The sequence below is a fragment of the uncultured Algibacter sp. genome (assembly GCF_905480415.1).
In the GTDB taxonomy this organism is placed as follows: domain Bacteria; phylum Bacteroidota; class Bacteroidia; order Flavobacteriales; family Flavobacteriaceae; genus Algibacter_B.
Genome location: NZ_CAJQQI010000055.1, coordinates 12,589 through 37,487 on the forward strand (window position 1 = coordinate 12,589; position 24,899 = coordinate 37,487).

26 protein-coding genes are annotated in these 24,899 nt (G+C 32.5%); 16 read left to right on the top strand and 10 right to left on the bottom strand.

Annotated features, from left to right (window positions below; translation table 11 throughout):
* Positions 1-6: 6 nt before the first annotated feature.
* The 3 genes from QZ260_RS04445 to QZ260_RS04455 form a co-directional block, all read right to left on the bottom strand.
* On the bottom strand, positions 7-759 hold the full coding sequence (locus tag QZ260_RS04445; protein ID WP_295983185.1) for a hypothetical protein: 753 nt from the start codon (positions 757-759) through the stop codon (positions 7-9).
* Between the two features lie 108 nt (positions 760-867).
* On the bottom strand, positions 868-2,109 hold the full coding sequence (locus QZ260_RS04450) for a hypothetical protein (RefSeq protein WP_295983187.1): 1,242 nt from the start codon (positions 2,107-2,109) through the stop codon (positions 868-870).
* 19 nt (positions 2,110-2,128) lie between these two features.
* Positions 2,129-2,575 carry a hypothetical protein gene (locus tag QZ260_RS04455; RefSeq protein ID WP_295983189.1) on the bottom strand — a complete coding sequence of 149 codons (447 nt, stop codon included), beginning with the start codon at positions 2,573-2,575 and terminating at the stop codon, positions 2,129-2,131.
* A gap of 149 nt (positions 2,576-2,724) precedes the next feature.
* Between QZ260_RS04455 and miaB the strand changes: the two genes are divergently transcribed.
* The 7 genes from miaB to groL all read left to right on the top strand — a co-directional run bounded on the left by miaB (position 2,725) and on the right by groL (position 9,503).
* The gene (gene miaB, locus QZ260_RS04460) at positions 2,725-4,173 is read left to right on the top strand and encodes a tRNA (N6-isopentenyl adenosine(37)-C2)-methylthiotransferase MiaB (RefSeq protein WP_295983191.1); all 1,449 of its coding nucleotides are present in this window, start codon (positions 2,725-2,727) and stop codon (positions 4,171-4,173) included.
* 4 nt (positions 4,174-4,177) lie between these two features.
* Positions 4,178-5,431, top strand: a complete 1,254-nt coding sequence (locus QZ260_RS04465; protein ID WP_295983193.1) for a sigma-54 dependent transcriptional regulator — start codon at positions 4,178-4,180, stop codon at positions 5,429-5,431.
* A gap of 97 nt (positions 5,432-5,528) precedes the next feature.
* Entirely contained in the window at positions 5,529-6,038 is a 510-nt protein-coding gene (locus QZ260_RS04470; RefSeq protein WP_295983195.1) for an LptE family protein, read from the top strand.
* 34 nt (positions 6,039-6,072) lie between these two features.
* Complete coding sequence (locus tag QZ260_RS04475; protein WP_295983197.1) at positions 6,073-7,017, top strand: hypothetical protein; 945 nt, start codon at positions 6,073-6,075, stop codon at positions 7,015-7,017.
* Entirely contained in the window at positions 7,017-7,376 is a 360-nt protein-coding gene (gene secG, locus QZ260_RS04480; protein ID WP_295983199.1) for a preprotein translocase subunit SecG, read from the top strand. Before QZ260_RS04475 ends, secG begins: the two co-directional genes overlap by 1 nt.
* Positions 7,377-7,514: 138 nt before the next feature.
* Positions 7,515-7,790, top strand: a complete 276-nt coding sequence (locus QZ260_RS04485) for a co-chaperone GroES (protein WP_271560433.1) — start codon at positions 7,515-7,517, stop codon at positions 7,788-7,790.
* An 81-nt stretch (positions 7,791-7,871) separates the two neighbouring features.
* Positions 7,872-9,503, top strand: a complete 1,632-nt coding sequence (groL, locus tag QZ260_RS04490; RefSeq protein WP_295983204.1) for a chaperonin GroEL — start codon at positions 7,872-7,874, stop codon at positions 9,501-9,503.
* A 158-nt stretch (positions 9,504-9,661) separates the two neighbouring features.
* Here groL and QZ260_RS04495 read toward each other — a convergent pair whose 3' ends face one another.
* The 7 genes from QZ260_RS04495 to xrtF form a co-directional block, all read right to left on the bottom strand.
* The gene (locus QZ260_RS04495; protein WP_295983206.1) at positions 9,662-10,546 is read right to left on the bottom strand and encodes a hypothetical protein; all 885 of its coding nucleotides are present in this window, start codon (positions 10,544-10,546) and stop codon (positions 9,662-9,664) included.
* A gap of 179 nt (positions 10,547-10,725) precedes the next feature.
* The gene (locus QZ260_RS04500; protein WP_295983229.1) at positions 10,726-11,085 is read right to left on the bottom strand and encodes a heavy-metal-associated domain-containing protein; all 360 of its coding nucleotides are present in this window, start codon (positions 11,083-11,085) and stop codon (positions 10,726-10,728) included.
* A 6-nt stretch (positions 11,086-11,091) separates the two neighbouring features.
* Positions 11,092-13,332, bottom strand: coding sequence for a TonB-dependent receptor (locus QZ260_RS04505; RefSeq protein ID WP_295983232.1), 2,241 nt, complete (start codon positions 13,330-13,332; stop codon positions 11,092-11,094).
* Positions 13,333-14,055, bottom strand: a complete 723-nt coding sequence (locus QZ260_RS04510; protein WP_295983234.1) for a MauE/DoxX family redox-associated membrane protein — start codon at positions 14,053-14,055, stop codon at positions 13,333-13,335.
* Between the two features lie 99 nt (positions 14,056-14,154).
* Complete coding sequence (locus tag QZ260_RS04515) at positions 14,155-14,556, bottom strand: hypothetical protein (protein ID WP_365969183.1); 402 nt, start codon at positions 14,554-14,556, stop codon at positions 14,155-14,157.
* A gap of 66 nt (positions 14,557-14,622) precedes the next feature.
* Positions 14,623-15,051 (bottom strand): exosortase F system-associated protein, encoded by a 429-nt coding sequence (locus tag QZ260_RS04520; RefSeq protein ID WP_295983235.1) that lies wholly within the window; start codon positions 15,049-15,051, stop codon positions 14,623-14,625.
* Complete coding sequence (xrtF, locus tag QZ260_RS04525; RefSeq protein ID WP_295983237.1) at positions 15,044-15,595, bottom strand: exosortase family protein XrtF; 552 nt, start codon at positions 15,593-15,595, stop codon at positions 15,044-15,046. Before xrtF ends, QZ260_RS04520 begins: the two co-directional genes overlap by 8 nt.
* Positions 15,596-15,672: 77 nt before the next feature.
* Between xrtF and QZ260_RS04530 the strand changes: the two genes are divergently transcribed.
* The 9 genes from QZ260_RS04530 to QZ260_RS04570 all read left to right on the top strand — a co-directional run bounded on the left by QZ260_RS04530 (position 15,673) and on the right by QZ260_RS04570 (position 24,735).
* Positions 15,673-16,128, top strand: coding sequence for a GAF domain-containing protein (locus QZ260_RS04530; RefSeq protein ID WP_295983299.1), 456 nt, complete (start codon positions 15,673-15,675; stop codon positions 16,126-16,128).
* A gap of 153 nt (positions 16,129-16,281) precedes the next feature.
* On the top strand, positions 16,282-17,814 hold the full coding sequence (purH, locus tag QZ260_RS04535) for a bifunctional phosphoribosylaminoimidazolecarboxamide formyltransferase/IMP cyclohydrolase (protein ID WP_295983239.1): 1,533 nt from the start codon (positions 16,282-16,284) through the stop codon (positions 17,812-17,814).
* A 201-nt stretch (positions 17,815-18,015) separates the two neighbouring features.
* Positions 18,016-19,044, top strand: a complete 1,029-nt coding sequence (locus QZ260_RS04540) for a rod shape-determining protein (protein ID WP_271560443.1) — start codon at positions 18,016-18,018, stop codon at positions 19,042-19,044.
* 15 nt (positions 19,045-19,059) lie between these two features.
* Positions 19,060-19,875, top strand: a complete 816-nt coding sequence (gene mreC / locus QZ260_RS04545) for a rod shape-determining protein MreC (protein ID WP_295983241.1) — start codon at positions 19,060-19,062, stop codon at positions 19,873-19,875.
* Positions 19,876-20,382, top strand: coding sequence for a rod shape-determining protein MreD (locus tag QZ260_RS04550; protein ID WP_295983243.1), 507 nt, complete (start codon positions 19,876-19,878; stop codon positions 20,380-20,382).
* Positions 20,379-22,316 carry a penicillin-binding protein 2 gene (mrdA, locus tag QZ260_RS04555; RefSeq protein ID WP_295983245.1) on the top strand — a complete coding sequence of 646 codons (1,938 nt, stop codon included), beginning with the start codon at positions 20,379-20,381 and terminating at the stop codon, positions 22,314-22,316. The genes QZ260_RS04550 and mrdA overlap by 4 nt, the downstream gene beginning before the upstream one ends.
* Positions 22,316-23,593 carry a rod shape-determining protein RodA gene (rodA, locus tag QZ260_RS04560; RefSeq protein ID WP_295983248.1) on the top strand — a complete coding sequence of 426 codons (1,278 nt, stop codon included), beginning with the start codon at positions 22,316-22,318 and terminating at the stop codon, positions 23,591-23,593. The genes mrdA and rodA overlap by 1 nt, the downstream gene beginning before the upstream one ends.
* 69 nt (positions 23,594-23,662) lie before the next feature.
* A complete protein-coding gene (gene def, locus QZ260_RS04565; RefSeq protein ID WP_295983251.1) occupies positions 23,663-24,256 on the top strand; it encodes a peptide deformylase in 594 nt (197 codons plus the stop codon).
* Positions 24,257-24,387: 131 nt separating this feature from the next.
* Positions 24,388-24,735, top strand: a complete 348-nt coding sequence (locus tag QZ260_RS04570; protein ID WP_295983254.1) for a VOC family protein — start codon at positions 24,388-24,390, stop codon at positions 24,733-24,735.
* The last annotated feature ends 164 nt before the right edge of the window (positions 24,736-24,899 follow it).

Sequence of the window (24,899 nt, forward strand, 5' to 3'; positions counted from 1 at the left end):
ATCGTCTCAAGTGCCTATTTGTTCTATTTCGCTTGTCTCCCCAAAACCTATAACTTCTTTATAAATAAAAAACACAGGTAAATACATTACAGATATGGTAAACAAAACCCCTATACCGCATCCTATAATCCCCAACATTCCTAAAATACCCGCAACAAACATGGTTCCAAAAGTAATAAGCCATTTCTTATTCCCTAGCTTAAAACTTGCTTTCACAATTTCCGCTTCACTTAGATCTGGATTATTAGCAAAAATAATAGTAAAATAAGCCAATGGCACAAACGCATAAATATATGGTATCATAAATAAGAATTGAGTTACCGCAGCAATACCTGTATGAATAATACCAAGCATTAATAATTTAGAAAAATATTCCTTTTTTAAAAAATAAAAATAATCCTCCACTACATTTTCTCCTAAGACATATTGCTTACAAATTCTGTAAAACGCAGCCACAAAAGCCATTGTTATCGTGCTGACTAAGATGGTTTGCGGAACACTATGAATTATAGCTTCAGAATAAAAACTAAGAAACCCATCAAAATCAAAACCATCTAAAGGAAGATTGTTTTTGGGCGCTAAACCTATTAGAGAAAACAAAATATTTACTACAAAAGCAAAAGCAACTATAAGTAAAACAACAACAAAACCGTTAAGCCACACCTTTTTAAACAGTTCTATTATACTATCAAACAAATTACTAAAGTCTAAGTCCTTAGCATTATTTATTTTTTCTTCTAGGCTATTATATGTATTCATTTTTGGTTTTCTATGTTATAAAGTAAGTGATTATTTTTCTAAATTAGTTACAATTATACATAAAAAAAATCTGCCCCAAGGCAGATTTAGATACAACATTTGTTTAGTTTAATTTAATATATATGAGCTTATGAGCCCAATGTTGTTTTCAATATATTCGTATTGATACAAAGTCTTTTCTCCTATCATAATCAAACTTTTTTCTAAAGGAATAACATCTTTAGCTTGAATATCTTTTAATGAATTCACTAATATTAAATCCTCAGAAGTCTCACGTTCAAATAGTTTTAAACCTGCCGTACCATCACAAACGTAAAGCATGTTGTTTTTAATTCCTAAACCATAAGGGTTTTCTAAATTATACCTAGCAGCTAAAGTTGGATTTGTTTTATCGCTAATATCAATAACCTCTAATACGCTTTCAAGTTGGCCGCAAAGATTACCTCCTCTTAAAGTCAAATAAGCATAATCTCCATCAACAACTACAGGGTCACAACCTTCCCAATGCGTGAAATCTGAAACAAACTCAGGAGATGATGGGTTAACCAAATTATAAATATACATTCCATTTGTACTACCAAGATATAAATACCCTTCCGCTTGAAACATAGTTTCTATATTCCATCCTGCATATTGCGTATTAGACAATACAGGCTCTGCTAAATTTTGAATATTAAAAATAGCCATCTCATAATTTCCAACAGTATATAAATAATTGTCTACAATCTGAAATCGTGCTAAAGAACCTCCCGTTCCGGTCGTAGATTCTGCACCGGCACTTAAAACAACTCCATCATCTAAAGCTATATCAATTGTATTATCAACTTTTTTTCTTCGTTCTGTGGTTAATGTCCATCCAACAATAATATCATCATCAAAATCAAACTTCCCATAATCTACAGCTTCAGCTTCAACTGGAATATCATAATTATAGACATTAAAAACATCTTCTAATTGCTCTATAATAGATACATTATTAATGTCCGAAATATCAAAAACCACTAAATCAGTAGCACTATCAGCATACAAGAAATTGTCTTTAACCGAAATATCCTCATTACCAGGAATCTGGATAAACTTAATTGCTTTTGGTGATTTTGGGTCAGAATTATCAATAATATGAATCCCAGAATGCACATCGCTAACAAAAATATAATCTTGGTAAACATAAATTTTACCCGGTTCTTCAATAGTCTTAGGCGCAATAACTTCAACCGAACTTCTAAAAGCAGTTTTACTCATTAACTGCGGGGTTGCGACTTGCACAAATTCATAATCGGCATCATCATTCTTATCACAAGATAAAGCGCCGATAAAAACTAAGGACACGAAAAAGTATTTCAATTTCATATTTATGTGGTTTCTAATTTTAATACTTATAATTTAATGAAGACTCCAAGCCTTCTATATGCAGAATTATTTCATTACTTCCATTAATTTGCAAGAGTGTTAAGTCAAAAGAAACTGACCTTCTAAAATATGCTTCACACGATTCATCATTTATTAATTGAAATTTCAAAAAGCGTTGTTCTGGTGATGATTCAGCAATTGCTCCAGAATCCACTAATTTAAACCCCCAAGATTTACTATCGCAACCAGAAGCACCAACCTCTAAATTTAAACAATCATTTGTTATTTCAGCACTCACAAAAGTAAAATTGACTGAACTTAAATTTTCATATAAACTTGGACTAACAACTGTTGTTTCCTCACATATCTCGTTAGGAAGACTAATAACATCGTCTTCATCACATTGCATATTCATAAAGCACAATGCTAAAAGTATAAATAAAGAAATCTTTTTAATTGACTGCATTTTTTTTAGGAGTTTTGTTATTAATATAGATACATAAAACGCATTAAGGTTGCGTAAATAATAAAATAAATTTAACTGCCACTTTGTCATAAAATATAAATAAATCGTATCTTTGCATACTTATTGACCGATAGAGGTTTCAGTAAATTATGGAAAAGATAATAGACGAAAATAAACAAGGAGAGTCTTTAGCTTTAGAGCAAAAAGAAGATAACAAACGTAAACTTTTTATTGAAAGTTATGGTTGTGCCATGAATTTTAGCGATAGTGAAATTGTAGCTTCCATTATGGTAAACCAAGGATATAATACCACCCAAAACCTTGAAGAAGCAGATTTGGTTTTAGTAAACACTTGTTCTATTCGTGATAAAGCGGAACAAACGGTTCGCAAACGCCTTGAAAAGTATAATGCTGTAAAACGGGACCATAATCCAAAAATGAAAGTTGGTGTTTTAGGTTGTATGGCAGAACGCTTAAAAACCAAATTTCTTGAAGAAGAAAAAATTGTCGATTTAGTTGTTGGACCAGATGCATACAAAGATTTACCAAATCTTTTAGCCGAGGTTGATGAAGGTAGAGACGCTATAAACGTTATTCTTTCAAAAGATGAAACTTATGGTGATATTTCACCAGTGCGTTTAAACACAAACGGCGTTACTGCTTTTGTTTCAATAACGCGTGGTTGCGATAATATGTGTACATTCTGTGTGGTGCCTTTTACTCGTGGACGTGAACGCAGTAGAGACCCACAAAGCATTATAGAAGAAGTGAATAACTTATGGAGTAAAGGCTATAAGGATATTACGTTGCTTGGTCAAAATGTAGATAGTTACTTATGGTATGGTGGAGGCCTTAAAAAAGGTTTTGAACAAGCCAGCGATATGCAAAAAGCGACTTCAGTTAATTTCTCTAAATTACTAGAAATTTGCGCCAAAACACAACCAAAAATGCGTGTTCGTTTTTCAACATCAAACCCTCAAGATTTAACTATGGATGTTGTGGAAACCATGGCTAAATATCAAAATATTTGTAGTCACATTCATTTACCTGTGCAAAGTGGCAGCAATCGTATTCTAAAAGCCATGAATCGTTTACACACTCGTGAAGAATACAAAGCACTAATTGATAAAATTAGAAAATCAATTCCAAATTGTGCTATTAGTCAAGATATGATAGTCGGCTTTCCAACGGAAACAGAAGTTGATTTCCAAGATACCGTATCCCTAATGGAATATGTAAAATATAACTTTGGCTATATGTATAAATATTCTGAGCGCCCAGGAACTATGGCTGGCCGAAATATGATAGATGATGTCTCTGAAGCAACTAAAAAACGAAGATTACAAGACATAGTAGACTTACAAAGGGTTCACAGTGAAATTAAAACCAAAGAATGGCTTAACAAAACTGTAGAAGTATTAATTGAAAAACAATCAAAAAAATCAGAAAAACAATGGTCTGGTCGGACATCCCAAAGCATTGTTTGTGTATTTCCTAAAGCACATTACAAAGTAGGTGATTTTGTGAACGTAAAAATTAGAGATTGCACGAGTGCTACGTTAATTGGAGAAGCAATAGAATTATCAATGAACAATTAAGAACATGGAATCAGTTCAAGCTATAAAACAACGTTTTGGAATTATTGGCAATAGCCAATCGCTAAATCGTGCTATCGAAAAGGCTATTCAAGTCTCACCAACCGATATTTCAGTTTTAGTAACTGGAGAAAGCGGTGTTGGTAAAGAAAGTATTCCTAAAATAATACATCAATTATCTCACAGAAAACACAACAAATATATTGCGGTTAATTGTGGCGCCATACCTGAAGGCACGATTGATAGTGAGCTTTTTGGGCACGAAAAAGGTGCGTTTACTGGTGCAACACAAACCCGTGCCGGTTACTTTGAAGTAGCGGATGGCGGAACCATTTTTCTAGATGAAGTTGGCGAGTTACCATTAACCACTCAAGTGCGTTTATTGCGTGTTTTAGAAAATGGTGAGTTTTTAAAAGTGGGTTCCAGTAAAGTACAAAAAACCGATGTGCGTATTGTAGCAGCAACAAACGTAAATATGTTTGAAGCTATCGAAAAAGAAAAATTTCGTGAAGATTTATATTATAGATTAAGTACAGTAGACATCAATTTACCTCCACTTAGAGAGCGTCAAGAAGACATTCATTTACTGTTTAGGAAATTTGCTAGCGATTTTGCTTTAAAGTATAAAATGCCAACAATAAAACTAACAGATAATGCTATTCAAATTTTACTAAAACATCGCTGGGGCGGAAATATTCGTCAGTTACGCAATATAGCTGAACAGCTTTCTGTTTTAGAACAAAACAGAATCATTTCAGCAGAAGTTTTAAGAAGTTATTTACCAGCAACTGCAAGAACCAATTTACCTGCGGTGATTAGGACTTCAAAATCTGAAAGTGATTTTAGTAGCGAACGTGAAATTCTGTATAAAGTTCTTTTTGACATGAAGGCCGACTTAAACGATTTGAAAAAATTGACCATGGAGTTAATGAAAAATGGCAATGTTAAAGATGTTGAAAAAAACAATGAAAGCCTAATTGAAAAAATCTACGGAAGCGATGATGAAGAAGCGATAGAAGACAATGACATTTTAGCAATTCCTGAGCACACGCCTACTGAAGAGGGAGCATCACCCACTCAAGACAAATATTACTTCGCAGAAGAAATTGAAGAAGAAGAAACTTTATCTCTACATGACAAAGAATTAGAATTAATTAAAAAATCCCTTGAACGTCACAGCGGAAAACGTAAATTAGCAGCTGCAGAATTAGGAATTAGCGAACGCACATTATACAGAAAGATTAAACAATACGATCTTTAAAAAGCAGGTATTAAACAACAAGACATAGGAACTATTCGTTATACAATCATAAACTAAATGCCACACTGCGCGTCGTCGAAGTGTTTTTAAATATTATATGAAAAACTATTTTTTTTACTTTTCACTTTTAGGGGTAAGCTTGACACTTTTAGGTTGTGGCGCATACTCTTTCACTGGGGCCTCAATACCCGCAGGAACAGAAACCTATCAAGTTAATCGTTTTGAAAACACGTCTTTATTAATAGAGCCAGGTTTAGAAAGAGATTTCAAACTAGCGCTTGAAGACCTCATTCAAAATCAAACCAATTTAAATTTAGTTCCGTCTAAAGGTGATTTAGTTTACGAAGGCGAAATAACCAATTATAGAATTTCTCCAACTACAGCAACTTCAGATAATAGAGCTGCACAAAACAGATTAACTATAAGCATTAAACTTCGCTTTTTTAACAGAAAAAAAGAAGAGGACGATTTAGAACAGAGTTTTTCTTTTTTTTATGATTACCCAGGAAGCGCTCAACTTGTAGGATCACAAAAAACTACAGCACACGAAGAAATTTTTGAACGTATTACTCAAGATATTTTTAACGCAACGTTAGCAAAATGGTAGATAACAATTAAAAGAATTAAATTTGACTTATCCAATGAATCAAACAGATTTTACATCCATATTACAAAATCCGCTAGCTATATCACACGAGCAAACCGAGGGCGTAAAATCTATTATTGATGAATTTCCATATTTTCAAACAGCACGTGCCATATATTTAAAAGGACTAAAAGACCAGAGTAGTATTACCTACAACCAGGAACTTAAAACTACTGCCGCTTATACAACTGATAGAAGTATCTTATTTGATTTTATAACTTCAGAAGCTTTTATTCAAAATGAAATTTCAAAATTCATAAAAAAAAATACTGAAAACTTAAAAGGTATCAATTTAGATATTGAAGATGTATCAGTTAAAAAAAGTGTTACCATTGATGATGCTCTAAAGCAACAAATAAAAGATACAGATGGTGTATTAGACCCTACTTTGTTTCAACCTAAAGAAGCGCGTCCTAAAAAGATTTCGAGTTTTGTATTAGATGAATCTGAAGCTATTGAGAAAGTAACTCAAAAAACCAAAACTCAAGAAGCTACAGCTGAGGATATATTGAGATTAGGCAAACCTCTTCAATTTGACAAAAAAGAAACACATTCTTTTAACGAGTGGTTGAAATTAACTCGTTTTAAACCTATTGAAAGAACTACCAAGAACGAAGAAACTCAAGATAAAGATAAATCACCAGACACTTTAAATAAAGAGAAAAAGTTTGAACTTATTGATAAATTTATTTCAGAGAATCCCAAAATAAAACCTAGTAAAACCAATACGCAAAAAGTAAATTTAGCAAAAGCACAAATGATACAACCTGAAGCTCTAATGACAGAGACTTTAGCACGTATTTATGTCGAACAAAAAAACTACAAAAGCGCCATTCAATCTTATAAAATTTTAAGTTTGAAATATCCAGAAAAAAGTAGTTTCTTTGCAAACCAAATTAAAGCAGTAAAGCAATTACAAGAACAAAATAATAAAGAATAATGAGTACGTTTACAATATTTTTAGTCCTTATAGTCGTTGTAGCATTTTTACTAATAGTCGTAATCATGGTGCAAAACCCTAAAGGTGGCGGATTATCATCATCTTTCGGTGGTGGTGGAACACAACAATTAGGTGGTGTAAAAAAGACAACCGATTTTTTAGATAAAAGCACATGGACATTAGCAACCTTGTTGTTAGTATTAATACTATTATCTAACGTTGCTATTGACAGAGGAACAGCTAGTTTAGATTCAAAGGCATTAGATCCTGATGCTCAAACAACACAACCTTTGCCTGCACTTCCAGCAGACACAGGAAATGACACTGCCACACCTGTTGATGCTTCAACAGAAGAGTAATAATTACGAAAAAACAAAAAATGCCAACTTATAAGTTGGCATTTTTTGTTTCTGCAAGTTTGTCAGTTCCTAAGTATTGGCACATTTTTAGTACAAAACCTAAGGGTTAATAAAATTTAAAATATAAACATATAGACAATGGCACTAAACATTAAACCATTAGCAGATAGAGTTCTTATTGAGCCTGCTGCCGCTGAAACAAAAACAGCATCAGGAATTATAATTCCAGACAATGCTAAAGAAAAACCGCAAAAAGGAACTGTTGTAGCCGCCGGACCTGGCACAAAAGACGAGCCTATTACTGTTAAGGTTGGCGACACTGTTTTATATGGTAAATACGCAGGAACAGAATTAAAGCTTGAAGGCAACGATTATTTAATCATGCGTGAAAGTGACATATTAGCTATTATATAAATGGCCTTTAGCTTAAACTAAAACTATTATTAATACTTGGCTAATAGCAAAGCGCTAAAGGCTAATAGAAAAACTAAAAAAATGGCAAAAGATATAAAATTTGATATTGATGCACGCGACGGTTTAAAACGTGGTGTAGATGCATTAGCAAACGCAGTGAAAGTAACATTAGGTCCTAAAGGGCGTAACGTAATTATCAGTAAAAGCTTTGGTGCACCGCAAGTAACTAAAGATGGTGTAACTGTGGCTAAAGAAATTGAATTAGCTGATGAGCACGAGAACATGGGAGCTCAAATGGTAAAAGAAGTTGCTTCTAAAACTAACGACTTAGCTGGTGATGGTACAACTACTGCGACCGTTTTAGCTCAAGCAATTGTTAAAGAAGGTTTAAAAAATGTAGCTTCTGGTGCAAATCCAATGGATTTAAAACGTGGTATTGATAAAGCTGTTGAAACGATTGTAAAAGACCTTGAAAAGCAAGCTCAAAAAGTTGGTAATTCTTCTGAAATGATAAAACAAGTTGCTGCAATTTCTGCAAATAACGATGATACTATTGGTGACTTAATTGCTACCGCTTTTGGTAAAGTTGGTAAAGAAGGCGTTATTACTGTAGAAGAAGCTAAAGGCATGGAAACTTATGTTGACGTGGTTGAAGGTATGCAATTTGACAGAGGGTATTTATCGCCTTATTTTGTAACTGATGCAGATAAAATGATTGCTGATTTAGAAAATCCATACATTTTATTGTTCGATAAAAAGATTTCTAACTTACAAGAAATTCTTCCAATATTAGAACCTGTAGCACAATCTAGTCGTCCATTATTAATAATTGCTGAAGATGTTGATGGTCAAGCATTAGCTACTTTAGTAGTTAATAAATTACGTGGCGGATTAAAAATTGCTGCTGTAAAAGCCCCAGGATTTGGTGATAGACGTAAAGCAATGCTTGAAGATATCGCTATCTTAACAGGTGGAACTGTTATTTCTGAAGAAAGAGGTTTTACTTTAGAAAATGCAGATTTAAGTATGTTAGGTTCTGCTGAAACCGTAACAGTTGATAAAGACAATACAACGATTGTTAACGGTTCTGGAAATGCAAAAGATATTAAAGCTAGAGTAAACCAAATTAAAGCACAAATTGAAACGACAACTTCAGATTACGATAAAGAAAAACTACAAGAGCGCTTAGCTAAATTAGCTGGTGGTGTTGCTGTACTTTATGTAGGTGCTGCAAGTGAAGTTGAAATGAAAGAGAAGAAAGACCGTGTTGATGATGCTTTACATGCTACAAGAGCTGCAGTTGAAGAAGGTATTGTTGCTGGTGGTGGTGTTGCTCTAGTTAGAGCTAAAGCAGTTTTAGCAAAAATTACGACTGAGAATTTAGATGAAACTACAGGTGTACAAATTGTAAACAAAGCTATTGAATCTCCGTTGCGTACTATCGTTGAAAACGCCGGTGGTGAAGGTTCTGTTGTTATCAATAAAGTTTTAGAAGGTAAAAAGGATTTTGGATATGATGCCAAATCTGAACAATATGTTAATATGCTTAAAGCTGGTATTATTGATCCTAAAAAAGTAACTCGTATTGCTTTAGAGAATGCAGCATCTGTTGCTGGAATGATTCTAACTACTGAGTGTGCTTTAATCGATATTAAAGAAGATACTCCCGCTATGCCTCCAATGGGCGGTGGTGGTATGCCAGGAATGATGTAATGGCGAATCGCCATAAATAAATAATTAAAAACGCTTCCAAATTATTGGAAGCGTTTTTTTTTTGTGAAATTCGCTAAAGATTTATCTTTTTTAATTTGATTTTCAATAAAGAAGAACAAGTCTATTGCTTTTAATCTTATAGAATTCTGGTAGACATTTTAATCTACAGTAAACAAATTATAATTTCTAGACCATTCAATTGATTCGCCCGGTTTTATAAATATATTAAAAAACAACTCCGGACTAATCACGTGTTTCCAACCCCAAAGATTCACTTTATCTGTTTTGAAACTTCCAACTTCACTAATTCCAATTTTACTTTTAAGGTTTATTAACTCCCACTCTGCATCAACTTTTTCACTACCATTAAGGAAACTAAAAAAGAATGGTTCTTTAGGCGAGCCATTAAATTTAATGTCATTTATGCCAATATCAACTTTTTGTTCAAGGTTAACAGTCTCCCCGAATAACTTAGGTTTTAATTGAAACGGGAATTTCAATATGTAATCACTACCTATCAAATCTTTATTTATTGCTGTAAAATTATGACAGTATTCATTTGTAACAATATCTTTTTTGCCTGTGTTTTCTAAATAATATTTAATAGTAAAGCTACTGTCATGTAATTCAATCTCTTTTTTTAACAAATACGAATAACCACAAACAGTATCTGATTTGCAGCTAATTATAATTTTATTTGATTTAGCAACAACTTTAAATTCGGCTGGTTTAATCTCATAATTCTTATTGAACAAGTATTGATTATCATCTTTTTTTAAAAGCCCCACACCTATTTTATGAAACCAACCACCTACCTCAGCTTCATCAAAACCTAACGCTGTATCAATTCCAAATTCATTATAAAATCCTTTCCCGAAATAATTTTTATTTTGACAATCAGTGATTTCGACACTTGATAATTGAATATCTTTAAATTTTACTTTAATAATTTTTCCAGTCCAATCAAATCTTGAAAAATTATAATTTTCAAAAGGTGTGTCAATATGAAGCTCTAGGTTTTCATTTTTAAGTATATGTGCCATATTAATATAAAAAAGAATTAATTAAGTATTAAGGGTCATGTTTTAATTAGAATTTTAACAAAGTTATATTTTTTCATAAAATCAAGCTTAAGAAAAACTAAAAAAGCCCAGACAAATTGTTTGGGCTTTTAAAATCCAGAATTAGACATCTAATGATTATGCCCAACATTCTTTTTATGTTATTCTGCTGCTTCGTGCTCATCTTTTACTTCTTCATCCCGATATTTACAACACGCATGCACCGTTGCGTAAGCTTCATCTGTAGCTTTTACATTTTTAGTGTCATGTCCTGCAGCTAACACCTGTTTTTCAATGGTTTCCATATCTGTTTTACGGGCATCATATATCAAATTTAATTCGTGTGTATCAATACTCCATTGTGCAAATTTCACACCTTTAGTATTCAAACACGCCTTTTCAATTCGTGCTTTACACATGCCGCAAATACCATCAACTTCCATAGAAGCTTTGGCGTTTTTATTTTGTGCAAAAGTTAATGTTCCCGTTAGCATTAAAGCTATAATTAATAATTTCTTCATTTTTATCTATTTTATTTTAAATCGTAATCCCGCGAAATACATACTTCCAAAAATTGGGCCATATACAAACGTACTATCAAAATTCCCTCCAAATGGGGCATCTGCTCCTAAAATCGGGTTGGGTTGCCTCAAATTAGTGATGTTTTCACCTCCTAAATATACTTCAAATTTTGGAGAAAACACTTTGGTTATTTGAGCGCTTAACGTTGCAACATTTGGTGTTCTTTCTGGTAATTGATATTGAACAGGGTTACTAGTTGTAGACGCGTAACGTTGGTTACTTAACCAGTTAAATGTAGCATCAAATTTCCAACGCCCAAGTTGTCCTTCTTCTTGATGTGTTTTATAACCAACATTGGCAAATAAACGATGCTTAGCTGTTAAAGGCCTTTCCAACCTGCCAGAATTATAATCGGTTTTTACATCGTAATATTTATATGCCATTCGCAAATCGAAATACTGAAAAGGATTATAGTTAAATTCTACCTGAAAACTATTGGCAAAACTTTTCCCTTCTAGGTTATAAAAACTAACCTCAGTAGGATTTTCCCAATCCACTACAATTTGGTTTTTAAAATCGGTTTTATAATAATCTAAAGTAATATCCGCTTTTCTTCCAAATAAATTAAACCCTTGTAGATATGAAAATCCGTAATTCCATGCTATTTCTGGATCTAATCCATAAATATTCCCACCCGAATTGAAAATATTAATCTGTCTTGATGTTGAGAACATTTGCTGATTTTCGGTAAAAATATTGGCACTTCGTTTTCCTCTTCCAAAAGATGCTCTAAATGCAGATTTACCCCAAGGTGAATACCTCGCATGAACTCTTGGTGTTATAAATGTCCCTAATAAATTATGATGATCAATACGAACACCTGCGGTAAGATTCAACAATTCTAAATCATCGAAACTATACTCAAAAAATGCTCCGACTGAGTTTTCTGTTCTTTTGTAATCTGTTGTATTGACTAATTCATCATATTGGTCATAGGTATAACTTACCCCTGTTTTTATTTTATGCCTAGAATCGCTAATAATAGAGTTATAAAGAGCATTAGCATATAAACTATTATGTTTAATATCATATACATTCAAACCAAAATAGGATTCTTGCTTATGACTACTATAAGCCGCTTGAACACCGAGACTTTGCCATGGCACATTTGGATTAACATAACCGAATTTAGCAGCCACTTCATAACGCCTTGTATCGATTTCGCTACCCCAATTATTAGTGGACAGTTTATCAGTATTTGGATTGAAATCTAATTCACCCGTTTGTTTTTCATCATTTAAAAATTTCAAATTAATAAAGCTTACAAAACCTTTTTTAGTATCTATATATTGCCAACGGTTCATTAAATTAATCTGATCAAATTTTGGCATATCCAAAAATCCATCATTATTCACATCGTGTTCTTTATTGTGAGTATTTCCATGGATATATAATCCTGTATGCCACTTATCATTTACTTTGGTGTTAATGTGTGTATTTAGTTCTAAACGCTCACTTGTCGCACCATACAAGTTGACAAACAACTTATCATCAGTTGATGGCTTTACCAATTCCGCGTTTATCTGTCCCGCGATACTCTCAAAACCATTTACCACACTCCCCGCCCCTTTGGTAATTTGAATACTTTCAACCCAAGTACCTGGAATAAAACTTAACCCGTAGGCTTGTGAAGCACCTCGAATGGAAGGAATATTTTCCGTAGCAATTAAAATATACGGACTTGTTAATCCTAACATTTTTATTTGACGGGTTCCTGAAATAGCATCGGCAAAATTAACATCAATAGACGGATTAGTTTCAAAGCTTTCAGATAGGTTACAGCAGGCTGCTTTTAATAATTCGTCACTACTCACATTTATTACATTTGTAGCCTTAAAATAAGATTTTGCAGTAGTCTGTTTCCTTGACTTCAATGTAACAGTGTCTAAATCATCAGTAGATTGTAACCAATGTTTTATTATTTTCGGAGCATTAATAGTTAGCGTATCCGTTTTAAAGCCCACGTAACTTATAACCAATTTATTGTATTCTGATTTGTATGATAGCGCGAAGTTACCATCAATATCGGTTACTGTTCCAACTTCAGTACCCAACCAATACACGTTAGCTCCAGCTAAGCCTATCTCTTGGTTTTTATCGTTTGATTCCAATATGACTCCTGAAATACTTCCTTGGGAAAAAACTATAGTCGGAACTAGTAATAGTATATATAAAATTTGTTTCATTTAATTACAGGTTTTAATTAGCATCACAATAGCCATTACTATCATAATACTATTTTCAATAAAAGTTGCTTTAGTCATAGGAAGCTTTAGGGCGGTTCCTAAGCAGGCACATTGAATTGACTTCTTATCAAGCAATGTTTTTGTAACTCCAATAGTGGTGATTCCTAAAACAATTAAGGTTATAATCAATGCTATTGGAGTTTCAATTCGCATTAAAAACATAACACCAAGAGCAACTTCTATAAAAGGATAAACCCAACCATATAAGGGTATTACTTTAGCTATTGGATCATACATTTTGAATGATTCTGGAAACCCTTTTAAGTCTAGTAGCTTAAAAAAGCTAAAAACTACATAAAAAAGCCCCATAAAATCAAGCATAAATCCATTAATATCCCAAGGGTTTTTATTTAGTAAAGCAGATGCTATAATAATATAAGCAAATATTAAAAACAGTGGAAATAGTTGATGTAAATCACTTTTTTCTTTGTCTATAGAGCTTGAAGTTGTTTTAAAAATATTTTTTTCTGAAATTGAATATTTATCAGATAATGCCATTTGTAGTTGTTCAGTTGAAATGTGATTTGACATTTCAATAATAGCTTCGGATGTTTCTAAATTAACTGAAGCCTTTTCAACTTCTGGAAGTGCGTTTAATTTGTCTTCCACAGAAGTTCTGCAACCATCACAGGTCATACCTGTAATTATATATGTATGTTTCATTTTGAAATTTAATTTGAATTAATAAATCTTTTTATATTTCCGCGAAAGCGAAAAGACAATAAAATTCTCTTCATAAAGGGAATAACAAAAATCTATATATCAAATGATAAAAACCTGATCTAAAACCTGAATATCGGAGACCAAATTAGGGGGAGAATAATCTTTATGAAGAATCGTTTGTTTTGGTGAACTCTCAAAAAGATGTACGTATGAATAAGTGAATACGGTTATAACTTGTTGTTGCTCAAAATCTAGATCTTCAAATGCTGACACTTTTAATTCATCTTGACCTTCGACAATAGCTATCTCATCTTTACAACACGTCTTCTTTTTAAGGATTTCTAAAGGTTCCATAGCACATTTCTCAGCTTCAACAAACATTGAAACATCTACTAATACGTCACCGCAAAAATGCTTTTCAATAGTAAAAGAAACCGTTGAAAATAATACTAGCAATGCCATTACAGCAGAAAAACCTTTATTTAACAATCGTTTATTCACAAAGCAAAAGTATAAAAAACAAAAGCTTTAATAAGATTTTTATCTAATGTTTAACATATAAAGCTTTCAGTTTTTAATCTTATGATAGTAAAACGCGGGTAATAGCAGAATTAAAAATATAGGCTGAATTAAAAAACGTCGAACATTAAAAAACAAATAATAATCTTCTTGATTAGGGTTAACTACAAAATATAAGTAGAGAACCATAAGAACAACAAAAGCAATAGCATAAATGAGTACCGAAAATTTAATAATGCTTTTATCTTTAAAAACCACAAATAAAATAGCCAATGAAATAAGCGTGTTTAAAACAAAACGTAACGTTGTAAAACCAAATACTTTTGCCACTTCACGCCTAGGGCTATCCATGTATAAATAATCATTTTGAAAGAACTCAAGATAAGGATCGTAAAACAAAACGTCTTCAAAAAAACGAATCAAAATCAGCATCATCACTAATATTAAAAGCAGAATGTATTTAGTTACTTTATGCATTATTCTTATTCAATTTTGAAAATCTATTTACCCAAAATATCCAAAGTAAAAATACCATTCCATATATAATACCAGGGAAAATAACGGTATGCAAAACATCACTATATTCTGGGTAATGATACAACCCTAAGGTTAAAATAACTATTCGCAATAGGTTTACTGCGTAAATCAAAACACTTCCAGAAAGTATATAGAAAAAAGTAGTTTTTAATTTTCCTGAAAAGGCAACTATAAACGAAAGAAATAAAATAACAACACTAATAGCGTTGCAGCCTTCTATGATTCGTGCTAAATACTTACCATTTAAAATCAATTTCATTGATGGTTCAGCCGGGTGAGGCACGACTTGCGTTTGATAACCAAAAGAATTCAGTAACGTTTCAATTTGTAAAGAAACCAAATTAGTCATATAGTCTGGGTAAAACTTTGAGCCATGAGAATATTGTAGATATAATTTATTAACCACAGACAACAATGCATATACCAACAAAAACGTAAGGATGAATTTTATTACCGACTTGTATTTTATAAAAAGTGAATTCAAATATTGAGATTAATTTTATGACATCTGGATATCGAATTTACACCTTTTTAGATACTTTTACCAAAACTTTTGAATTTATGATTTTTGAAAAACTAAAACCACAAGTAGAAACGATTATTTTTAATACAAATAATACTATTGACGAACGTCTTCTAAGTCTTTGTGAATTACTTGAAACCCATATTGAATACTACAATTGGGTTGGTTTTTATTTTAGAAATGGTAATAAAGAAGAATTGCTTTTAGGCCCGTATGTTGGCGAACCCACAGACCATACGATCATTCCATTTGGAAAAGGTATTTGCGGACAAGTAGCACTAAGTAATGAAAACTTTGTAGTACCGGATGTATCTGCTCAAGAAAATTATATTGCCTGTAGCATTACTGTAAAAGCTGAAATTGTAGTTCCCATTTTTATTAATGGCGAAAATATTGGTCAGATTGATATAGACTCTAATACTCCTGATCCTTTTACCAAAGCAGACGAACAGTTTTTAGAGTTTGTTTGTGAAAAAATTGCTAAAATTTTATAGTTGTTAACAACTTCTCGTTTTCGTTAAAAAATTGGAACCTTTTTCAATAATTCTGCGCTTATTTTATTAGATGAAATAGGTACTTTTGCGAATATTTAGAATAAAACCTGAGAAACATCAACAATTTCATTCCAAAACTATAAAAAAGTACCAATGAGCAACGAAAAAAACATTAAATCAGCATTAATCTCTGTATTTAGTAAAAACGGCTTAGAGCCTATTGTAAAAGAGTTAGACAAACAAGGTGTAACTATATATTCTACTGGTGGTACAGAAAAATTTATTAATGATTTAGGCATTAAAGTTGTTCCTGTTGAAGATGTAACCTCCTATCCTTCTATTCTTGGTGGGCGTGTAAAAACATTACACCCAAAAGTTTTTGGCGGTATTTTAAACAGACAAAATCACGATGGAGATGTAGCAGAATTAGTTGAGTACGACATCCCACAGATTGATGTCGTTATTGTTGATTTATACCCTTTTGAAAAAACGGTTGCATCGGGAGCTATTAACCAAGATATTATTGAAAAAATTGATATTGGTGGTATTTCATTAATTCGTGCTGCTGCTAAAAATTATGCTGATGTGATTTGTGTGTCCTCTGTTGATGATTATGCTGAATTTTTAGAATTAATTTCAGCAAACAATGGTACAATTTCAGAAGAAGACAGAAAGCGTTTTGCTGGTAAAGCCTTTAATGTATCTTCGCACTATGACACTGCTATTTTCAACTATTTCAACAAAAATCATGATGAAGTAGTTTTAAAAATAAGCGAAACTAATGGCAAAGTTTTACGCTACGGAGAAAACCCACACCAAAAAGGGTTTTTCTTTGGAGATTTTGATGAATTATTCACAAAACTTCACGGTAAAGAGTTAAGTTACAATAACCTTTTAGATGTTGATGCTGCAGTTAACTTAATGCTAGAATTCACAAACGACGCACCAACATTTGCCATATTAAAACACAATAACGCTTGTGGTTTAGCACAACGCGACACGCTACACCAAGCCTATGTTGACGCTTTAGCTGGTGACCCTGTTTCGGCTTTTGGTGGGGTTTTAATAAGTAATAAAGAAATTGATAATGCTACTGCACAAGAGATTCATAAATTATTCTGTGAAGTGGTTATCGCGCCTTCTTTTTCCGCGGAAGCCTCAGAATTACTTAAAGGCAAAAAGAATAGAATTTTATTAGAAATCCATGAAGTAGATATGCCAAAAACAAACGTAAGAAGTTGTTTAAATGGTGTTTTAGTTCAAGATAGAAATAATATTACAGACAAAGTAGAGGATTTAAAGAATGTGACTAACACAGCTCCTACTCAATCTCAAATTGATGATTTAATTTTTGCTTCAAAAATTTGTAAGCACACCAAATCGAATACGATTGTTTTAGCTAAAAATAAGCAATTATGCGCTAGCGGAACCGGACAAACTAGTCGTGTTGATGCTTTAGAACAAGCTATACATAAAGCCAGTTCTTTTAAGTTTGACTTAAACGGAGCCGTTATGGCAAGCGATGCTTTTTTCCCGTTTCCAGATTGTGTAGAAATAGCGAACAATGCAGGTATTAATGCCGTAATTCAACCAGGTGGTTCTATAAAAGATCAATTAAGTATTGATTACTGTAATGAAAATGCAGTTGCTATGGTCATGACTGGCACGCGTCATTTTAAACACTAATGGTCCGTATACTTTAAATTTTTCAATGCTTTTAAACTAAAAATTCAACGATTTCTTATAGTCTAAAATTCGATGAATAACGTATAAGAATCACATCCTTTATTTTAACAAGAATTTGAACCTCTTAAAAGGCATATATTTATTAACTTTTATTACATTTACGTGATTCGTTTTTAAACCACTTAAAAATTTTAATAGCACATGGGATTTTTTGATTTCTTAACAGAAGAAATTGCAATAGATTTAGGCACTGCAAATACGCTTATAATTCATAACGATAAAGTTGTTGTTGATGCGCCTTCTATAGTTGCTCGCGATAGGATTTCTGGCAAAATAATTGCCGTTGGTCAAGAAGCTAGTTTAATGCAAGGAAAAACTCATGAAAATATTAAAACCATTCGTCCTCTAAAAGATGGTGTTATTGCAGATTTTGACGCTTCAGAGCAAATGATAAGTATGTTTATTAAAAATATACCTGCTTTAAAAAAGAGATTCTTTACACCCGCATTACGTATGGTTATTTGTATTCCTTCTGGAATTACAGAAGTTGAAATGCGCGCCGTAAAAGAAAGTGCAGAACGTGTAAATGGTAAAGAAGTGTATTTAATACATGAACCTATGGCTGCGGCTATTGGTATTGGTGTTGATATTATGCAACCAAAAGGAAACATGGTAGTAGATATCGGTGGTGGTACTACCGAAATTGCTGTTATTGCTTTGGGCGGAATTGTTTGCGACAAATCTGTTAAAATTGCTGGTGATGTATTTACTAACGATATTGTATATTATATGCGGACCCAACACAATCTTTATGTGGGAGAACGTACTGCTGAAAAAATAAAAATACAAATAGGTGCTGCTACTGAAGATTTAGAATTACCTCCTGAAGACATGAGTGTCCAAGGTCGTGATTTACTAACAGGAAAGCCTAAACAAGTTCAAATTTCATATAGAGAAATTGCAAAAGCTTTAGATAAATCCATCCTTCGTATTGAAGATGCGGTTATGGAAACCTTATCTCAAACTCCTCCAGAATTAGCTGCGGATATATACAACACAGGTATTTATTTAGCTGGTGGTGGTTCTATGTTACGTGGTTTAGACAAACGTTTATCTCAAAAAACAGATTTACCCGTTTATATTGCTGAAGACCCATTACGGGCGGTAGTTCGAGGTACCGGTATTACACTTAAAAATTTACCTAAGTACAAAAGTGTATTGATAAAATAGAGACCCCTATAAATCATGCAACAGATTATTAATTTTATAATAAGAAACAAAAACTTTTTGTTGTTCTTGTTGCTATTTGGTTTTTCTCTTTTATTTACTATTCAATCACATTCTTACCATAAAAGTAAGTTTATAAATTCCGCTAATTTTTTAACTGGTGGTGTTTATAATTCTTTAAATAACGTTAGTAATTATTTCAACTTAAAGTCTCAAAATCGGCTGCTTTCAGACGAAAACAAGCGATTACGCTCACTTTTACTAAATAATCAAATTAAAACAGACTCCGCTTATGTTGATAGTCTCATGTTTGACAAGTCATATCAATTTTACACTGCTAGTATTATAAAAAACAGCTATTCATTAAGTAACAATATTTTAACGCTTAATAAAGGTAAGAACGACAGCATTAAACAAGATTTTGGTGTTATTTCATCAAAAGGTATTATTGGCATCGTTGATAAAACAAGTAGTAATTATTCCACAGTCATATCCATCTTAAATGCAACAATTAGTATAAGTGCAAAATTAAAAAAAACAAATCATTTAGGATCATTAATTTGGGATGGAGATTCTTCAGAATTCATACAACTTACAGACATCCCTAAAATTGCTCCTGTTAAAATTGGAGATACTATAATTACATCAGGACAGTCCTCTATTTTTCCAAAAGGTATACCAATTGGTGTTATTGATGAATTTCAGCTCGACCAAGCTGAAAATTATTATGAAATTAATGTAAAGCTGTTTAATGATATGACAAGTGTTGAACATGTTTACATTATTGAAAATGTAAATAAAGAAGAAATTAAAAATTTACTGAGCAATAAATAAATGAATAGTATATTTTCAATACATACCATCCGATTTATTGCTTTGATCTTGATACAGGTTTTAATCTTGAATCATATTAACTTTTTAGGCTATATAAACCCATATATATACATTCTTTTCATTGCTTTATTTCCTGTAAAAAATAATCGCGTAGTGCTTATTATGCTAAGTTTTATTTTAGGCATAACTATAGATATGTTTTTAGACACAGGAGGTATTCATGCGGGCGCTTCAGTATTTATAGCTTACATAAGACCTGTGATTTTAAAATCTTCTTTCGGAACGATTTATGAGCATCAATCGGTAAAATTTAACACCGTAGATTTTGGCTCAAAACTCACTTATTTCGCACTTCTTACAATATTACACCACTTCGTTTTATTTTCTTTAGAAATATTTAGCATTTCTAAAATAATTTTAATCTTCCAAAAAACGTTATTCTCAAGTATATTCACTATTATAATAAGTGTTGTGGTAACAATAATTTTTACTCGAAAATCGAAATGAGACAATTTTTACTTTTCATTTTTATAATTGCTGTAGGCATTTTGTTTCTTTCGAGACTCTTCTACTTGCAGATTTACGATTCGAATAACTATAGTTTGTTTGAAGATAATGCTATTAGAAAAGTATATGACTATCCCAAACGTGGTTTTGTTTACGACAGAAATGGTAATTTGCTTGTAGCTAATCAACCATCTTATGATGTGATGGTAATTCCGCGTGAAGTTGAACCTTTAGACACTCTAGAGTTTTGTTCTTTATTAAAAATTGACAAAGAACAATTCATAAAAAAATACCACAAGGCCAAACGATATTCTCCAAGACTACCCTCAGTATTTGTGTCGCACCTATCGAAAGAAGATTATGCTGTGTTACAAGAGAAAATGCGGAAATTTGATGGGTTCTATATTCAAAAACGTTCTTTAAGAGATTACGAAACCACCATTGGGGCTAACGTATTAGGCGATATTGGCGAAGTTAATAATAGTGATATAAATAGAGACCCATACTATAAAATGGGCGATTTAAAAGGCAAACAAGGGGTTGAAGCCTCTTATGAAAACACACTTAGAGGCGTTAAAGGTATTAAGTTTATTCAAAAAGACAGATTTAACAGAAATATTGGTCCCTATAAAGATGGTAAGTATGATACAATTCCTGAACAAGGAAAAGATATTACAATAACTATTGATGCAGAACTTCAAGCTTATGGCGAATTACTCATGCAGAATAAACGCGGTGGTGTTATCGCTATTGAACCTGCTACAGGAGAAATTTTAGCCATGGTTGCAGCCCCAACATACGATCCTAATATTTTGGTAGGACGAGATCGTTCAAAAAATTTCACAAAACTTTACAACGATTCTATAGCAAAACCACTATTTAACAGAAGTTTGCAAGGTGTGTATGAACCTGGGTCACCTTTCAAGTTAATGAATGCCTTAATTGCACTTCAAGAAGGGGTTTTAACACCTGATGAAACCGTGACTTGCTATGCAGGTTACAAATATGGAAATCGGTTTATGAAATGCCATTGTAACAGAGGTACTCGAAACAACATGATTACAGGTATTCAACGTTCTTGCAATGCTTATTTTGCTACTACTTACAGGAAAATTCTAGACAAGAATGGTAGTTCCTCCGACGGTATTGACATCTGGAGTAAACATGCACAAAGTTTCGGTTTAGGTAATTTTCTAAATAACGACCTATTTGTTGGTCAAAAAGGTAGAATTCCTGATAGAGCTTATTACAAACGTATCTATCCAAAAACATTTTATTCAACTTACACCATATCAAATGCGATAGGTCAAGGTGAGGTTGCAACCACCCCAATACAATTGGCAAATATGATTGCAGCTATTGCAAATCGCGGCCATTACTTCACACCTCATATAATAAAAAACATTGAAGGTCAATCCTTGCCAAAACAGTTTACTAAAGCTAAATATACTACCATTGACAAACCGCATTTTGAACCTGTTATAGAAGGTATGTTACAAGTATACAGAAAAGGAACCGCAGCTTCTTTACAAGTTAAAGATATCGATATTTGTGGAAAAACAGGGACCGTTGAGAATTTTGCTATTATAGACAGTCTTAGAACTCAATTAACAGACCACTCCATTTTTGTGGCATTTGCGCCTAAAGATGACCCGAAAATTGCTATTGCTGTATTTGTTGAAAACGGGTATTGGGGAAGTAGATTTGCAGGTAAAGTAGCTAGTTTATTAATTGAAAGACACATAAAAGGGTACATAACGAGAAAAGATCTAGAAGAGTGGCTTTTAAAACATAGTCTTGAAAATGAATACGCAAAACCTCAATCTGGAAAGCCGTTTAAAATTAATGGATATACGTCTTTTCAAATTGTTGAAGAGCAGGAATATTATCGATTAAAAAAAGAATTAAACAGAATTAATAAAGCTAAAAATTGATGGTTAGGAATACTAACAGACATTTTAAATTCGATTGGATTACCGTTATCCTTTTCTTCTTGTTAGTTGGTTTTGGTTGGTTGAATATTTTGTCGGCATCGCATACAGGAAACACCATAAATTATTTTGATTTATCGCAACCTTTCGGAAAACAACTCATATTTATTTTCTTAACCTTCGGCTTAATTATCCTTTTACTAGCTATCGATGCTAAATTTTATGAACGGTTTTCCAGTGTCATTTATATAATATCTATGTTGTCTTTGGTTGGTCTTTTCCTTTTCGGAAAAACCGTAAACGGTGCGACTTCGTGGTATGCAATTGGCGGGATGACTTTACAGCCTAGCGAATTTGCAAAAACCGCTACAGCACTGGCAGTAGCTAAATACATAAGTGATTTAAACACAAATATTAATTCGTTTAAAGATCAAATACGAACCTTTGTTATTATTATCATTCCAGCCATTTTGGTTCTACTTCAAAATGATACGGGTAGCACTATTGTTTATGCCGCTTTCTTTTTCGTCTTATATCGCGAAGGCTTGCCAAAATATTATTTAACTATTGGTGTTTATATTATTTTATTATCCATTATCTCATTAAAATTCGGACCAACAAAAACGTCTATTCTTGCCTTATTGTTTCTAATTGGTTTTCATTTTTTAAGCAAAAAAAAGTTAAAGATATTTCAATCCATCTTAATTCTTTTAGTTGCTATTGCTGTTTCGTTTGGAGTAAAATTCTTTTATCAAAGTATTTTGCAACCCCATCAGCAAGATAGAATAAGTCTATGGTTACGTTTAGAAAAAGACCCTCAAAAACTTGAGCAAATGAAACGTACTTTTGCTTATAATTTAAATGAATCCGAAAAAGCCATTAGCTCTGGCGGCTTTGCTGGTAAAGGATTCATGGAAGGTACTAGAACAACAGGGAAATTTGTACCAGAACAACACACTGATTACATTTTTAGTACCGTTGGCGAAGAATGGGGCTTTCTGGGTAGCGCCTCTGTTGTGGTTCTTTTCGTGTTACTTTTAATACGTATCCTGCATTTGGCTGAACTACAAAAATCGCAATTTAGTAGGGTTTACGGTTATGGTGTCGCTTCAATTATTTTCATTCACTTTTTTATTAATATTGGTATGGTTATGGGGTTAATTCCCACTATTGGTATACCCCTGCCAATGTTTAGCTATGGAGGTTCTGGTCTTTGGGCTTTTACAATTCTAATTTTTATTTTTGTCAAATTAGATTCTAACCGCATCAACGAATGGTAGATCGGCTCATAATGGGCATTTAATTATTTTACTGTGATGAAATATTATTTCTTATTAATTTTTATTCTGATGTTAATTGTTGGGTGTTCGAGCACTAAAAACGCTGTAAGAAAGTCTTTTTCTGAGAAAGAAGCTAAACTCATAATGAATGCAGATAGCTCAAACCCTATGCGGGTCTATAAGATTAACAGCAAAAAAGATTCTTTACTGCTTAGAACAAAAAGCAGCTACATAAAACCAAATCCAAAAGACCCTATTTTACGAAATTTTGTAAAACGTCTTTATGCCACAGTAAGAGATAGTATGTCCATGGGTGTTGGCATTGCTGCACCACAAGTTGGCATTTTAAAAAATATAATTTGGGTGCAACGCTTTGATAAAGTAAACTTTCCTTTTGAAGTGTACTTAAACCCAAAAATCGTTTCTTATTCTGAAGAAAAACAAACGCTAAACGAAGGCTGCTTATCTATTCCAGACAGAACAGAAACACTTAATAGTCGATCCTATGCTATCACTATTGAATATGACACTATGAATGCCGAACATAAATCTGAGATCGTAAATAGTTTTACATCTGTTGTTTTTCAGCACGAAATAGACCACCTAAATGGCATTTTATATCTGGATCATTTGCAGAAAGACATGCTAGATATTGAACAATAACTCCAAAAGATAAACCAATTCAAAATATTTTGTCACCCCTTAATTTAACCTTGTTATTTAATATATTTGTTAGTATAATTCTATTAGTTACAACCCATTTTAGTAAAGCATGTTAACTTAAATAAATAGAAATGGATATCAATGACAATCACATCAATTACGTTGAATTCAAAGCTAAAGACCTGCAAAAAATAAAAGAATTTTATACTATATCTTTTGATTGGACTTTTACTGATTACGGGCCAACATATTTAGCTTTTTCAGAAAGTGGGATTCAAGGAGGATTTGAAAAAACTGAAAGTGAAATTATAAATGGTGCATTGATTATTTTATATCATAAAAACCTTGAATTGATAAAAAGTAAAATTATTAAATCAGGTGGGGAAATCTCAGAAGATATTTTTTCTTTTCCTGGTGGTCGAAGGTTTTATTTTATTTATCCATCAGGAAACGAACTTGCAGTATGGTCTGACAACTAGATGGTTTGCTTGAGATGCTCATTTAAACTCAGTGAATGCTGAAATATGTTACGCTAAAGAAAAACGAATAACGGTATACTGCAAGTTGCAGAACTTTATAGTGCGTCTTTAAATTAATTTCAAACAATAAGTTAAAACCAGAATTTAGGATTATTGCAAATGGA